Raw genomic sequence first — 13467 nt, 5'->3', positions numbered from 1 at the left:
CGGCACCGCAGCGAACCGCACGCACGAGCGCCCCGGCCTCCTGTTGCCTGCGACCGTCGTCGGCGGCGTCGCCGTCGGCTCCGTCCTCACAGACGTCGCGGGCTTCGCGGGCCCGGACTCGTGGGTCCGGTGGGCGTTCCTCACGAACCCCCACAGCCGGTTCGCCGAACAGGCCGGCTTCTACCCCGCAATCGGCGGGTCCATCCTCCTGATGGTGACCGTCGCCGTCCTCGCGTTCCCGGTCGGCGTCGGCGCCGCCGTCTACCTCGAGGAGTACGCGCCGAACAACCGCTACACGCGCGTCATCGACGTGAACATCTCGAACCTCGCCGGCGTCCCGTCGGTCGTCTACGGACTGCTGGGGCTGGGCATCTTCGTCGCCTACCTCGACCAGCCGCCGGGCACCGTCCTCGTCGGCGGCGCGACCCTCGGTCTGCTCATCCTCCCAATCGTCATCATCTCCTCCCGGGAGGCCATCCGGTCGGTCCCCGACGACATGCGCAACGCCTCCTACGGCATGGGCGCGACCAAGTGGCAGACCGTCAAGAACGTCGTGTTGCCGCGGTCGTTCCCCGGTATCCTCACCGGGACGATTCTCGCGCTCGGCCGCGCCATCGGCGAGACGGCGCCGCTCATCATGATCGGGGCGCCGAACGTCTCCTTCAGCCTGCCGACGGGTCTCGCGGAGAAAGCCAGCGCGATGCCACTGCAGGTGTACGCGTGGTCCGGGCTGTACGCCGGCCCGGACTTCTACGAGAAGGCGGTGCCCGCGGGCGTCGTCGTGCTCGTCGCGACCCTGCTGGCGATGAACTCCGTCGCCATCGTGCTCCGGAACAAGTACCAGACCGAGGAGTGACTCCAAGCCATGACTGACAACACAGCAGACTACAGCGACCAATCGACGCAGCGAGACACGTCCGACCCGACCAACGACGACATGCTCGTGGAGACTGACGTCGCGGGCGCGGCGACCGAAAGCGACCAGGTCGCGGCGGACACCATCATCCGCTCCCGGGACCTCGACGTGTTCTACGGGGCCGAACAGGCCCTGGACGGCATCGACATCGACATCCCGGAGAACCGCGTCACCGCCATCATCGGGCCCTCCGGGTGCGGGAAGTCGACCTTCCTGCGGTGCGTCAACCGCATGAACGACCGCATCGACAACTGCCGCGTGGAGGGCGAGCTGTCCCTGCGCGGGAAGAACGTCTACGACGACGACGTCGACCCCGTGGCGCTGCGCCGCCGCGTCGGCATGGTGTTCCAGGAACCCAATCCGTTCCCGAAGAGCATCTACGACAACGTCGCCTACGGCCTCGAAATCCAGGACGTGGAGGGCGACCACGACGAGATCGTCGAGGAGGCGCTCAAGCGGGCGGCGCTCTGGGACGAAGTCAAAGACCAGCTGGACAGCTCCGGCCTCGACCTCTCCGGCGGCCAGCAGCAGCGCCTCTGCATCGCGCGCGCCATCGCGGTCGACCCGGAAGTCATTCTGATGGACGAACCCGCCAGCGCCCTCGACCCGGTCGCCACGTCGAAGATCGAGGACCTCATCGAGGAACTCGCCGAGGACTACACCGTCGTCATCGTCACGCACAACATGCAGCAGGCCGCCCGCATCTCCGACAAGACCGCCGTGTTCCTCACGGGCGGGGAGCTCGTCGAATTCGGTGACACCAACCAGATCTTCGAGAACCCCGACAACCAGCGCGTCGAAGATTACATTACCGGCAAGTTCGGGTAACAACCATGGCACGAGACAGCTACCAGGAGAAATTAGAGACGCTCCAGAGCGACGTTCTCTACATGAGCGAGGTGGTCGTCGACCGCCTCCGACTCGCCCTCGAGTCGATGGAGCAGAAAGACGACGACACCGCGTGGGAAGTCATCGACAACGACTCCGAGGTGAACGAGCTCTACCTCGACCTTGAGGAGGACTGCATCGACCTGCTGGCCCTCCAGCAGCCGGTCGCCGGCGACCTCCGGCTCATCGCGTCCTCGTTCAAGATCATCACCGACCTCGAACGCATCGCCGACCTCGCGGTCAACCTCGCGGAGTACACCCTCGACGCCGACCGCGACATGTACCCCGAAGTCGACATCCAGGCCATCGGCACCACCACCATCCAGATGGTCGAGGACTCCATGGACGCCTACGCCGCCGAGGACATCGACGCCTGCTACGACATCGCCGACCGCGACGACGACCTCGACGACCGCTGCCGGCGGGCCTCCGAGACTGTCATGCGCGACCTCATCGAGACCGAAATCGACGAACGCAGCGCGGAGTCCGACGTCGAAGCGCTCATGCAGGACGTCTCCCGCCTCCTGCTCACCATCCGCGACCTCGAACGCGTCGGCGACCACGCCGTCAACATCGCCGCCCGCACCCTCTACATGGTCGAGAAGGACGACGAACTCATCTACTGACGGACGGTTTTCGCCTCGAGTCCGCCTCCGGCGAACCACTCGGCGGAGAAATCCCCACGGAACCGCCGTTGTCCTCCGACGAGCGGTGACCGGCGCGCTGTGCGCGCCGACACGCCGACCGCGGGTCACCTGCGCCGGAACCGAGCCGCCTCGTGATTGCTCTATAGCCGTCGGCTGGCCTCCAGACGCCTCATAGCAAGCGACTTTCCGGAGTCCCGCGACGCTCCACGTGATGTCCGACAGCGAAACTGTCGTGTTCGCGGACCGCCTCGTCTCCCGGACGGAGACGTACCTCGACCAGACCGAAGCCTGCGTCGCGCTACTCCCGGAGTTGCTCGCGGCGTACCCCGACGGCGACTACCGGGAGTTCGTCGACCGGATTTCGACCCTGGAGAGCGACTGCGACCGAACGAACCGCCACCTCTGCGGGCTCGTCGCGGACGCCGACGTGCGCGACCTCGGCATCAGGCTGACCCGCGTCCACCTCCACGCCAGCCAGATGATCGAGTTGTTCAACGCGCTGGACGAGGTCGCGAACGCCGCCGAACAGTTCGCTGTCGACCTCGACGGACTCCGCCCGGACCTCCCGCCCGACCGCCGCGACCGCTTCGACGAGATGGCGGCCGAGGCCGCCACTGCGATGGCGGCGCTGCGCTCGGCAGTGACAGACTACGTCGGAGTGCTCTGTAACCCCGAGACGTCAGCCGACATCGCCGGCGACGTCGCGTGCGTCCGGAACGTGGAGAGCAGGTGCGACCGACTCCGGAACGAGGCGGTGACCGCGGCGTTCGACGGCGACGCGGGCGGTGACGCGTCCGCGCTCGTCTGCCGGGAGCTCGCCCTGCAGCTCGACGAGGTGGTAGACGCGATGGAGGACGTGACCGACCGCATGGTGCGGACGACCGGCAGCGAACTCGCGGTCGACGCGGAACCGGAGGGAGCGCCCCGCTAACCGCCTCAGAAGGGGGACTCGATTTCGTCGTCGACGCCGCCGTCGTCCGCGCCCTCCTGCGGGACGGCGTCCTCGTCGACGTCGTCGGCGTTCAGCTCGTCCGCGAGTTCGCCGCGTTCCTCGAGTTCCGCGAGGATGTCGCTGCCGCCGACGAACTCTCCGTTGACGAACGTCTGCGGGATGGTCTCCCATCCGCTCTCCGCCTCGAGCGCGACGCGGAACTCGTCGAGGCTCTGGAGCGCGTCGACGGTGTGAACGTCGGGGCGGTACTGCGTTATCAGGTCGAGGGCGCGCTGGGAGAAGCCGCACTGGGGCATCCGGCGGTCGCCCTTCATGAACAGCACGACGTCGTTGTTCTCGATCGCTTTCTGGACGATCTCGTTGACGGCGTCCTGCTCCATCGAGGAGTCCATCGGGTCGAAGGCCATAGGGGGTCGTACGGCGAGCACGGAGAAATGCCTTGGGTAGCGTGGTCGACCGCAGGGAGACCACGGGACACGCGAGCGGGGCACGGAGTGGCTTGTGAGCGACGCGTCACGACCCGATGTGAAACCCCTGTGGTCAGTCGTCGTTGCCGACGCGGATGACCTGGAACAGCGACTCCAGGGGGACGTCGTCGACCTCGCCGAGGCCCTGTTTGTCGACGAGAACGCCGCATGCGATGGGTGTGCCGCCGCCGTTCCGGATGGCCTCGACGGCCTCGGTCATGGTGGTGCCGGAGGTGATGGTGTCGTCGACGACGAAGCACTCGCGGCCGTCGACGCTCGCGAAGTTCCGGCTGAAGCTCCCGCCGAGGTTCTCGATGTCCCCTTCCTCCCACTGGTGCTTGCGGGGCGTGTACGTCGCGAGGTCGGTCTCGAGTTCGTTCGAGACGGCGGTCGCCAGCGGCACGCCGGCTTTCTCCACGCCGACGATGAGGTCGACGTCGTGGCTGTGTTCGCGGAGCGCGTCCGCGACGGCGACGCCGACGGCGGCGAGGCGCGCGCCGGCTTCGCCGATGTTGCTCCAGTCGACGTGGACGTCCTGCGGGCCGCCGCTGGGTTCGTCCTCGACGGGCGCGGCCGTGCCGGCGCGTTCGACCAGCCAGCTCGCCGTCTCCCGGGAGACGTTGAGTTCGTCAGCGATTTCGCCGCGGGACAGCCCGCGGGTCGCGAGCTCCGACGCGCTGTCGATGAGGTCGTCGACGTTCTTCATTGTGTGTCGAATTGAACCGCCGTCTTGATGGTCGTTTCGTCGTCGTCGAACGCACGCCGGAACGCCTCGAGTTCGTAGACGCCGGTCACCAGGTCGTCGAACACCCATCCAGGGAGCGCCTGGAGGGCGTCGACGGCCCCCTCGAAGTGGTCGACGTTGGAGTTCACGCTGCCGACGAGGGCCTTGTTCTCGAGCACGAACTCGCGGTGGAGGTCGCTGCCCGCGACCTCGAATTCCCAGCCGGCTTCCGGGACGCCGAGGAGCGCGCCGACGCCGTTCGGCGCGAGCGCCTCGATGGTCTCGAAGGCGTGTTTCGCGTGGCCGGTCGCCTCGTAGACGAAGTCCACCGGTTCGTGGACTGCTGGGACGTCCGGCACCGGCGTCTCGCGGGAGTCGACGTAGGTGGCCCCGAGGCGGTCGACGACGTCGATGGTGGGGTCGGGGCGGTCGCGGCGGCCGAGACAGTACAGCGACTCGAAGTCGTCGCGGGCGTCCAGCATCGCGAGCGTGAGCAACCCGAGCGAGCCGTTTCCGAGGACGAGCGCGGCGTCTGGCGTCCAGTCGAACGACGACCGCGCAGCGTACGCGAGTTCGAGGGCTTTCTCAGTGATGCTCGCGGGCTCGACGAGGAATCCGAGGTCGGCGAGCGCGTCCGGGACGGAGACGAGGTGGTCCGCGGAGCTCGTGAAGTACTCCGCCATGAACCCGTGCGCACCGTCGATGCCGCGTTCGACGTACTCGCCGCCGGGCGCCATGTCGGGTTCGCCGCGCCGGAAGTACTCGTTGTTCCCGTCCGGGGGGCGGCGGACCGTCGGCGCGACGACCTGGCCGGCGTTCAAGACGGTGCCGTTGGGGTCCTCGACGACGCCGACGGCTTCGTGGCCGAGGACGAGGTGGTCGTCGCCCTCGGGGAAGCCGCCGTGGTCGCCCGCGATGACTTCGTGGTCGGTGCCGTCGACGCCGACGCGGAGCGTCCTGACGAGCGCTTCGCCGGGTCCTGGGTCGGGTCGCGGCACGTCGACGACCCTGGGCGTGCGGTCGTCGCGTGTGACGGCGATTGCGTCCATGCGTACCCCTCACAGCCCCAGCAGCAAAAGATTTATTCTCTACCGAGTAATCTTTTGGGCAAGCGAGGGGGCGGCCGGCGCTCGACGTCACCCCGGCGTCCAAACCCACTATAGCCTCCACGCGAGTATACCAACCATGGAACGGTTCGACCGGCTGTACGCGCTCTACGACGAATTCGACACCGAGACGCTGCGAGCGTACCAGGACTTCGTGGACCTGTTCCCGCCGGTCGACTCCCGCGTCGCACTCGAGTACTGGGAGTCAGCCAGCGACGAACTCGTCGAGCGGAAAGACGACGTCCGCGCCGCCTTCCCGGAGGGCGAGACGTTCGCTGGGCTCGCGGCGCGCGCCACCCGGGAGCAGGCGTTCGCCGCCCTCGACCTGCAGGCCAAGTACGGCTGCGCCGTCAACGTCCTCGTCCTCGACGTCGACGAGACGCTGCGGTCGGCGGGCCACACTGACAACGAGATTCCGCGGGAGACCCTCCACTTGCTCACGGAGTTCCACGAGGCTGACGTCCCCATCGTCATCTGCACGGGCCAGACCCTGGAGAACGTCAAGGGCTTCCTCATCCAGGGACTGGGCAACGAACTCGTGCACTCCGGGTCCGTCTCCGTCGTCTACGAGGCCGGCACCGGCGTGTTCACGCCCGGTCACGGCCCGGACACGAAGCAACTCCTCTACGAGGACCTGGATCAGGACGTCCGTGGGGTCTTCGACGACCTGCGCGCGCGCATCCTCTCGGACGCCCCCGAGGGCATCCGCCAGGGCTGTCACCTGCAGGGCAACGAGTTCAACGTCACGCTGAAACCGAACTTCGAGACGGGCAGCGACCGCGCTCGCGACCTCATCGACGACGCGCTCCGGTACGAACTCGACCTGCTGGCGGACTGCGTCGGGGGCGCCACTCGAGAGCACGTCCGCGCGTTCTACGCGGCCGCCGACCCGGAGATAGCGGGCGTGCTCGCGGACGCGGGAGACCTGCCGGACGCCGTGGCCGACGAGGCGACAGGAGGCGACAGCGCGGACGCACTGGCGTTCATTCCCGAGGGCGTGCGCGGCGTCCTCGAGCGCGTCGACGTCGCGTACTACGAGGCTGACGCCGCGGAAGTCGCGTCCCGCGAACTCAACAAGGTCGTCGGCGTCCAGGCGGCGTTCGACGTCCTGGGCGTCGACGACCCCTTCGCGCTCGTGATGGGGGACTCGAAGAGCGACCTGCGCGTGATGGAGTGGGTGGCCGACGAGGACGCGGGCATCGCTGCCGCGCCGGAACACGCCAGCGGCCGCGTGCTCGACCACGTCCGGGAGACCGACGACCTCGTGTTCGACGAGGGCGCCGCCGACGAAGTGCTCCGGACCGCGTGGGCGTTGAATCGGCTCGCAGAACAGTAGCCGGCGTCGGCCGCGGTTCGATTCTGGACTCAGGCGAGGTGGAAGCAGACGGTGTCGCCGTCGTGGACGCGGCTTCCGACACTGAGGGGTTCGCCGTCCGTGGATTCGCGGACGACGACCGTGTCCGTGCGGAGGCGGGATCCTTCGAGAACGCCCGCGCGGACCTGCGGGCCGAACTCGTCGGCGAGAGACTCGACGACGTCTTCGACAGTCGCGTCTGCGGCCACGCCGACGCGGGCGCGGTGCGTGCCGGTGCGGGCGGCCAGCGTGCCGGTGAGCTTCACCTCGACGTCCATGTCACCACGTAACTACCCCCGGAGTCAAAAAGTTTACTCACGAACGGAAAAGACTCTGGACGAACCCGTGGGCTTATGCTCGCGGCGGGCGACCCGCCGCACGTGACCAACCACGCGCCAGACCCGGGTGCGGACGACCCGCTGTCCCTCCAAGGGGTCGTTCCGCCCATCGTGACCGCGTTCCACGACGACGAAACGATCGACCCCGAGACCACGGCCGCCCACGCGCGGCTCGTCGTCGACCGCGGCGTCCACGGCGTCTTCCCGCTGGGCACGAACGGCGAGTTCCCCCTGTTGACCGGCGGCGAGCGCCAGCGGGTCGTCGAGGCCGTCGTCGACGAGGTCGGCGGAGACGTTCCGGTCATCGCGGGCGTGGGTGCACCGAGCACCCGCCAGACCGTCGCGCACGCCGAGCACGCCGAGAGCGTCGGGGCGGACGGAATCGTCGTCGTCACGCCGTACTACTACCCGCTGGACCGCGACGCGGCGGTCGCGCACTACGAGCGCGTCGCCGCCGCCGTCGACCTCCCGGTGTACGTCTACCACATCCCCTCGAAGACCGGCAACGAACTCTCGCTTGCCACCCTCCGGGACCTCGCGGCCATCGACAACCTCGTCGGCCTCAAGGACTCCTCGAAGGACGTGCCGTGGCTCGGCCAGGCCATCGACGCCCACCCCGAGTTGACGTTCCTCGCGGGGTCGGACTCGCTGCTCGTCCCCGGCCTCGACCTGGGCTGCTCGGGGATGGTGTCGGCCGTCGCGAACGCGTTCCCGGAACTCGTCGTCGACCTCTACGACGCCTACGACGACGGCGACGAGGCGTACGCCCGCGACCTACAGAGCGACGTCTACGCCGTGCGGTCGGCGCTGAAGCGCGGCCCGTACATGGCCGGCGTGAAGACCGCCCTCCGGTTGCGGGGGTTCGACGCCGGGCCGCTGCGGTCGCCGCTGCGCGGCATGGACGACGACCAGCGCGACGCCCTGGGGACAGACCTCGAGTCGCTCGGACTGGTGGAAAGCACAGATTTACACTAACGCGAGTTAACAATCGACCATGAGCAAGGATTACAGCGACCTCCACGACCCCAACGCGGAGTACACCATGCGGGAGCTCTCCGCGGGGACGATGGGCGTGACGGCCGACCGGCCCGCGCCCCGGGACCTCGAGATAACGGACGTCCAGACGACGATGGTCGACGGGAACTTCCCGTGGACGCTCGTCCGCGTGTACACCGACGCCGGCGTCGTCGGCACCGGCGAAGCCTACTGGGGCGCCGGCGTTCCGGAACTCGTCGAGCGCATGAAGCCGTTCGTCGTCGGCGAGAACCCCCTCGACATCGACCGCCTCTTCGAGCACCTCGTCCAGAAGATGAGCGGCGAGGGCAGCGTCGAGGGCGTCACCGTCACCGCCATCGCCGGCATCGAGATCGCGCTCCACGACCTCGCCGGCAAGGTGCTGGACGTCCCCGCCTACCAGCTGCTCGGCGGGAAGTACCGCGACGACGTCCGCGTGTACTGTGACTGCCACACGGAGGCCGAGGCCGACCCCGAGGCGTGCGCCGACGAGGCCGAGCGCGTCGTCGAGGAACTCGGCTACGACGCGCTGAAGTTCGACCTCGACGTTCCCTCGGGCCTCGAGAAGGACCGCGCGAACCGCCACCTCCGCCCGGGCGAGATCCGGCACAAGGCCGAGATCGTCGAGCAGGTGACCGAGCGCGTCAAGGACCGCGCGGACGTCGCCTTCGACTGCCACTGGACGTTCTCCGGCGGCTCGGCGAAACGCCTCGCCGACGCCATCGAGGAGTACGACGTCTGGTGGCTGGAGGACCCGGTGCCGCCGGAGAACCTCCAGGTGCAAGAGGAGGTCACGAAGTCCACGACGACGCCCATCGCAGTCGGCGAGAACCGGTACAGAGTGACAGAGGAGCGCCGCCTCATCGAGAGCCAGGCCGTCGACATCGTCGCGCCCGACCTCCCGAAAGTCGGTGGAATGCGGGAGACGCGGAAGATCGCGGACGTCGCGAACCAGTACTACGTGCCGGTCGCGATGCACAACGTCTCCTCGCCGGTCGCGACGATGGCGAGCGCGCACGTCGGCGCCGCCATCCCGAACTCGCTGGCCGTCGAGTACCACTCCTACGAACTCGGCTGGTGGAGCGACCTGGTCGAGGAGGACGTCATCGAGGGCGGTTCGATCACGGTCCCCGAGGAACCGGGGCTGGGCGTCACGCTGGACATGGACGCCGTCGAGGCGCACATGGTCGACGGCGAAACCCTCTTCGACGAGGCGTAGCGCGGCGGATACAGTCGGGTTCCGCGTTTTCCGCGCCGTCAGTAGCCGGTGCCGACGTAGGTGCGGACGCCGTCCCCGGACTCCAGTTCGTCGGCGAGCGCGACGGCGAAGTCCTCCATGGAGATGTAGCTCTCGCCGTCCTCGTCGGCGACGAGTTCGCGGTCCGCGGTCCGGTACTCGCCGGTGCGCTCGCCGGGTTCGATGAGCGCAGCGGGAGCGAGGTACGTCCACGCGAGGTCGTCGACGTCAGCGAGGCGGTCGTAGGCGTCGATTGCAGCGCTGGCGATCGGCTCCCACTCCTCCGGGAAGTCGTCGGTGTCCACGAGCAGCGTCTCGGAGTCGACGTAGAGGCCCCCCGCGCCGCCCGTCCAGACGAGGCGGTCGACGCTGGCCCGCCGCAACCCCTCGATCGTTGCGGTGATCATGTCGACGAGGCGGTCCGGGGATTCGTCGTCGCTGGGGCCGAGCGCTGACGCCACCGCGTCGTGGCCGGTGGCGAGTTTCGCGACGTCGCCGGCGTCGGTGGCGTCGCCTTCGACGGCGACGAAGTCGGCGTCGTCGACGTCGTCGACGGTGCCGCTCCGGGACACGCCCGTGACGCTGTGGTCGCGGGCGAGCAGTTCGTCGGCGATTCGGTGGCCGATGCGCCCGCTCGCACCGAGCAGTAGTACGTCCATGGTCGAACGGACGTTCAGTCACGAGCCAGTATACGCTTCGCCAACCGGCAGTTCCCGCTGCTGTCAGCCGCGCGTGACGTTCCGAGTTCCGGCCCCCGAAGTCGACGGCGTCGCTGCTGGCTCGTGGCCGACAACCCCGGTCGACTGTGGGTTTATGTCTCTGTTCCAACTATATTCGGGTGTATGCCACCATCCGACGCTGCGGACTACGAATTGAGCGACGACGACGCGAACGTCCACCACGCGTGGGACAACTCTCTGGACCCAGCGCTGGCGGTCGAACCCGGCGACGTGGTGCGCTTCGAGTGCCGGGACGCGGTCGACGAGCAAGTCGGGCCCGACACGACGGCCGAGGAGTTCGGGAACGTCAGCTTCGACCCGGTCCACCCGCTCACTGGCCCGGTGTACGTCGAGGGCGCCGAGCCCGGGGACGTACTGGAAGTCGAACTGCTGGGCTTCGAACACAAGGGCTGGGGGTACACGGGGTTCATGCCCGGCGACATGGGCCTCGGCCTGCTCCCGGAGGACTTCGAGGACCCCGGCTACCACGCGTGGGACCTCGACGGCGAGGTCGGCCACTTCGTGAACGACATCGAAGTGCCGCTGGACCCGTTCCCGGGGACGATCGGGGTCGCACCCGGCGAGGACGGCGAACACGACACGCTCCCCCCGCGCGACGTCGGCGGGAACATGGACGTGAAACACCTCACCGAGGGGTCGACAGTCTACCTCCCCGTGGAGTGCGAGGGCGCGCTGTTCTCCACGGGCGACTGCCACGCGGCACAGGGCGACGGCGAAGTCTGTGTCACGGGCATCGAAGCACCGATGTTCGTCACCGCGCGCTTCGACGTCCGTACAGACCTGGACATCGAACAACCGGAGTTCGAGTCCGATCACCCGTTCACGGCCACCGGCGAAGACGAACCGATGTACGGCACGACCGGCATCGCGCCGGACCTGATGGACGCGACGAAGAAGGCCGTCAGGCACATGATCGCCCACCTCCACGAGGAGCGCGGGCTCACCCGCAGCGAGGCGTACATCCTCTGCTCGGCGGCCGTCGACCTGAAGATCAGTGAAGTCGTGGACGCGCCGAACTGGACGGTGTCCGCCTACCTCCCGGAGAGCATCTTCCCGTAACTCCAGCGGCGGCGGAGCCCGCCAGACCGCCCCGCCGTCACTCGACCTCGCCGTCCCGCACCACGAGCACGGGCGCGACGGCGCCTCCGGCGACCCGTTCGCTCGGATCGCCGAACAGCGCGGAGTAAACTGGTTCGCCGCCTCGTCCCATGACGACGACGTCGTAGTCCGCAGACCGTTCGATGATCTCCCGGACGGGCGACTCGGACCTCGTCGCTTCGGCGAGCATCCGCTCGGTCGCCATGCCCCGCTCGACCAGTCGTTCGCGGGCGTCCGCAACGGCCGCCTCCGCGTCGAAGTCAGCGTCGGGTTTCGTCACGCCCCAGAGCGTCACGGTGCCCTCGCCGCCGACGAGCAGCGTCGCCAGGAGGTCAGCGAGGCGGTCCGGGTCGACGGCGCCGCGAATCGGGACCAGCACGTCCCTCAGTTCCCCCGCGGGGTTCGGAAGGAGGACCGCAGTCGCGCCGACGTCCTCGGCGACCCGTTCGACCGTCTGGTCGCGGTCGTGGGTGAACGCCACCTGGGTTTCGATGTCGCGGCCGGCGGCGCGGAACGTCTCCGCGATGTCCTCGATAGCCGCCTGTGCGCGGTCCTCGAACTGCATGCTCGCCTGCTCGGTCGGCGTCTGTTCGGGAAGGACGTGATAGCCTAACACCACCACCTCGGAGGGCGCGAGAAACGCCGCTAGCGGCTCCGAGAGCGCTTCGCCTTCCAGAACCGCCACCGGGACGAGAATGCGCGGTGGCTCCCTGATCGCTCTGGCACCGGCGTCGCGGTCCGACTCGGACGAGGTATTGGGTTCGTCGGCCGTCATCAGAGGACCCCCTTGAGTTGCACGTCGCTGGCGTAGTACTTGTACCACCCGGCGGCCGCGAGCATGATTGCGAGTCCGATTACCTGGGAGACGCGCTGCATGAACGCGATGAGGCCGAAGCTCGCGGCGGCGCCGACGCCCGCAACGGCCCGGTAGGCCGGCACGCGGAAGTCCGGGTCGTACCACTCGGGTTCGTCCCGGCGCATCGCGATGAGCGCGACGCACAGCAGCCCGTACATGACCAGGTGGAGGAACGACGCGACCTCAGCGAGCACCTCGACTTCGCCGAACGCGACCAGCACCAGCACGGGCCCGCCGGCCATCGCGAGCGCGACGTGCGGCGTGCCGTACGCCAGGTTGAGTCTGCTCGCGACCTTCGGAACCAGGGCGTCCTTGCTCACCGCGAACACCGCCCTGGACGTCGACAGAATCGACGCGTTCGCGCTCGAGACGGTCGCCAGCAGTCCGGCGAGCAGGATGGCGAGCGCCCCGACGTTCCCGAAGTACGACCGCGCCACCTCCACGATTGCCGTCTCCCCGAACCGGGACAGCGGATCGCTGCCGAACGCGCTGGTCGCCACGAATATCGTCACCACGTAGAGGACGCCGACGATGAGGACCGACCCGACCATCGCCAGCGGGAGGTTCCGCCCCGGGTTCTTGATGTCGCCGGCGACAGTCGCCACCTGCGCGAACCCGAGGTAGGAGGTGAACACGAGCGCCGCCGTCGTGAACATCGGGAGCGGTCCGAACGGCAAGAACCGCTCCGGCGCGCTGGGCGCCCCGAACACACCGAGCGCGTCGAGGCCGCCGTACCCGAGGAACACCACGAGGATGGTCAACAGCAGACCGACCACGTAGTTCTGGAGTTTCGCGGCGTTCTCCGTCCCGACGAGGTTGAGCGCCGTGAGCGCCACGCCGAACAGCAGCGCCAGCGGGACGACCACCGGGACGCCCCCGACGGGGACGCCCGCCTCCGCGAGCAGCGCAGCTGCGTAGTTCCCGAACCCGACGAGGTAGAACGCCGTCGCGAACACCAGTCCCAGCCAGATACTGATGCCGACGACGGCGCCGGGGAGCGCTCCCAGCCCCCGCGAAATGAAGTAGTAGCCGCCGCCGGACTTCGGCATCGCCGTCGCGAGTTCCGAGGCGGGCAACGCGACGAGCAACGCGACGACGGCGCCGATGCGAACGACCCGGCCGCCGCCGGC

At 68.6% G+C, this 13467-nt stretch carries 14 protein-coding genes and 1 pseudogene; 8 read left to right on the top strand and 7 right to left on the bottom strand.

Going from position 1 to position 13467, the window contains the following annotated elements:
* The 4 genes from pstA to GRX66_RS10765 form a co-directional block, all read left to right on the top strand.
* A partial coding sequence (pstA, locus tag GRX66_RS10780; protein WP_159526565.1) for a phosphate ABC transporter permease PstA occupies positions 1–856 on the top strand: 856 nt, incomplete at its 5' end.
* A 9-nt stretch (positions 857–865) separates the two neighbouring features.
* Positions 866–1744, top strand: a complete 879-nt coding sequence (pstB, locus tag GRX66_RS10775; RefSeq protein WP_159526564.1) for a phosphate ABC transporter ATP-binding protein PstB — start codon at positions 866–868, stop codon at positions 1742–1744.
* A gap of 5 nt (positions 1745–1749) precedes the next feature.
* Positions 1750–2430, top strand: a complete 681-nt coding sequence (gene phoU, locus GRX66_RS10770) for a phosphate signaling complex protein PhoU (protein WP_159526563.1) — start codon at positions 1750–1752, stop codon at positions 2428–2430.
* 232 nt (positions 2431–2662) lie between these two features.
* Positions 2663–3382: a DUF47 family protein gene (locus tag GRX66_RS10765; protein WP_159526562.1), complete on the top strand. Its 720-nt coding sequence runs from the start codon at positions 2663–2665 to the stop codon at positions 3380–3382.
* A 5-nt stretch (positions 3383–3387) separates the two neighbouring features.
* On the opposite strand, the gene GRX66_RS10760 is transcribed toward GRX66_RS10765, so the two are convergent.
* The 3 genes from GRX66_RS10760 to GRX66_RS10750 form a co-directional block, all read right to left on the bottom strand.
* Positions 3388–3810, bottom strand: a complete 423-nt coding sequence (locus GRX66_RS10760) for a glutaredoxin family protein (RefSeq protein WP_159526561.1) — start codon at positions 3808–3810, stop codon at positions 3388–3390.
* A gap of 133 nt (positions 3811–3943) precedes the next feature.
* Positions 3944–4576 (bottom strand): transcriptional regulator GfcR, encoded by a 633-nt coding sequence (gfcR, locus tag GRX66_RS10755; RefSeq protein ID WP_159526560.1) that lies wholly within the window; start codon positions 4574–4576, stop codon positions 3944–3946.
* The gene (locus GRX66_RS10750; RefSeq protein WP_159526559.1) at positions 4573–5643 is read right to left on the bottom strand and encodes a glucose 1-dehydrogenase; all 1071 of its coding nucleotides are present in this window, start codon (positions 5641–5643) and stop codon (positions 4573–4575) included. Before GRX66_RS10750 ends, gfcR begins: the two co-directional genes overlap by 4 nt.
* 136 nt (positions 5644–5779) lie before the next feature.
* Here GRX66_RS10750 and GRX66_RS10745 point away from each other — a divergent pair, with 136 nt between their 5' ends.
* The gene (locus GRX66_RS10745) at positions 5780–7036 is read left to right on the top strand and encodes an HAD family hydrolase (RefSeq protein WP_159526558.1); all 1257 of its coding nucleotides are present in this window, start codon (positions 5780–5782) and stop codon (positions 7034–7036) included.
* 29 nt (positions 7037–7065) lie between these two features.
* Here GRX66_RS10745 and GRX66_RS10740 read toward each other — a convergent pair whose 3' ends face one another.
* Positions 7066–7332, bottom strand: a complete 267-nt coding sequence (locus GRX66_RS10740; protein WP_159526557.1) for a MoaD/ThiS family protein — start codon at positions 7330–7332, stop codon at positions 7066–7068.
* A 102-nt stretch (positions 7333–7434) separates the two neighbouring features.
* On the opposite strand from GRX66_RS10740, the gene GRX66_RS10735 reads away from it, so the two are divergent.
* Together GRX66_RS10735 and GRX66_RS10730 are read left to right on the top strand one after the other, a co-directional pair.
* Positions 7435–8367: a dihydrodipicolinate synthase family protein gene (locus tag GRX66_RS10735; protein WP_325064065.1), complete on the top strand. Its 933-nt coding sequence runs from the start codon at positions 7435–7437 to the stop codon at positions 8365–8367.
* A 19-nt stretch (positions 8368–8386) separates the two neighbouring features.
* Complete coding sequence (locus GRX66_RS10730) at positions 8387–9625, top strand: mandelate racemase/muconate lactonizing enzyme family protein (RefSeq protein ID WP_159526555.1); 1239 nt, start codon at positions 8387–8389, stop codon at positions 9623–9625.
* Positions 9626–9663: 38 nt separating this feature from the next.
* Here the strand turns inward: GRX66_RS10730 and GRX66_RS10725 are convergent, their stop codons facing one another.
* Positions 9664–10302, bottom strand: coding sequence for an NAD(P)-dependent oxidoreductase (locus GRX66_RS10725; RefSeq protein WP_159526554.1), 639 nt, complete (start codon positions 10300–10302; stop codon positions 9664–9666).
* A gap of 183 nt (positions 10303–10485) precedes the next feature.
* Between GRX66_RS10725 and GRX66_RS10720 the strand changes: the two genes are divergently transcribed.
* Positions 10486–11442 (top strand): acetamidase/formamidase family protein, encoded by a 957-nt coding sequence (locus tag GRX66_RS10720; protein ID WP_159526553.1) that lies wholly within the window; start codon positions 10486–10488, stop codon positions 11440–11442.
* 37 nt (positions 11443–11479) lie between these two features.
* On the opposite strand, the gene GRX66_RS10715 is transcribed toward GRX66_RS10720, so the two are convergent.
* Entirely contained in the window at positions 11480–12256 is a 777-nt protein-coding gene (locus tag GRX66_RS10715) for a universal stress protein (protein WP_159526552.1), read from the bottom strand.
* Positions 12256–13467, bottom strand: a pseudogene (locus GRX66_RS10710) (APC family permease); the annotation flags it as partial. The pseudogene GRX66_RS10710 and the gene GRX66_RS10715, both read right to left, overlap by 1 nt.

The sequence above is a fragment of the Halobacterium bonnevillei genome (assembly GCF_009831555.1).
Classification (GTDB): domain Archaea; phylum Halobacteriota; class Halobacteria; order Halobacteriales; family Halobacteriaceae; genus Halobacterium; species Halobacterium bonnevillei.
This window is presented reverse-complemented; position numbering and strand designations above follow the sequence as displayed.

Coding starts and splice junctions, on each gene's coding strand:
- pstB (WP_159526564.1), top strand. CDS start 866: ATGACTGACAACACAGCAGACTACAGCGACCAATCGACGCAGCGAGAC.
- phoU (WP_159526563.1), top strand. CDS start 1,750: ATGGCACGAGACAGCTACCAGGAGAAATTAGAGACGCTCCAGAGCGAC.
- GRX66_RS10765 (WP_159526562.1), top strand. CDS start 2,663: ATGTCCGACAGCGAAACTGTCGTGTTCGCGGACCGCCTCGTCTCCCGG.
- GRX66_RS10760 (WP_159526561.1), bottom strand. CDS start 3,810: ATGGCCTTCGACCCGATGGACTCCTCGATGGAGCAGGACGCCGTCAAC.
- gfcR (WP_159526560.1), bottom strand. CDS start 4,576: ATGAAGAACGTCGACGACCTCATCGACAGCGCGTCGGAGCTCGCGACC.
- GRX66_RS10750 (WP_159526559.1), bottom strand. CDS start 5,643: ATGGACGCAATCGCCGTCACACGCGACGACCGCACGCCCAGGGTCGTC.
- GRX66_RS10745 (WP_159526558.1), top strand. CDS start 5,780: ATGGAACGGTTCGACCGGCTGTACGCGCTCTACGACGAATTCGACACC.
- GRX66_RS10740 (WP_159526557.1), bottom strand. CDS start 7,332: ATGGACGTCGAGGTGAAGCTCACCGGCACGCTGGCCGCCCGCACCGGC.
- GRX66_RS10730 (WP_159526555.1), top strand. CDS start 8,387: ATGAGCAAGGATTACAGCGACCTCCACGACCCCAACGCGGAGTACACC.
- GRX66_RS10725 (WP_159526554.1), bottom strand. CDS start 10,302: ATGGACGTACTACTGCTCGGTGCGAGCGGGCGCATCGGCCACCGAATC.
- GRX66_RS10720 (WP_159526553.1), top strand. CDS start 10,486: ATGCCACCATCCGACGCTGCGGACTACGAATTGAGCGACGACGACGCG.
- GRX66_RS10715 (WP_159526552.1), bottom strand. CDS start 12,256: ATGACGGCCGACGAACCCAATACCTCGTCCGAGTCGGACCGCGACGCC.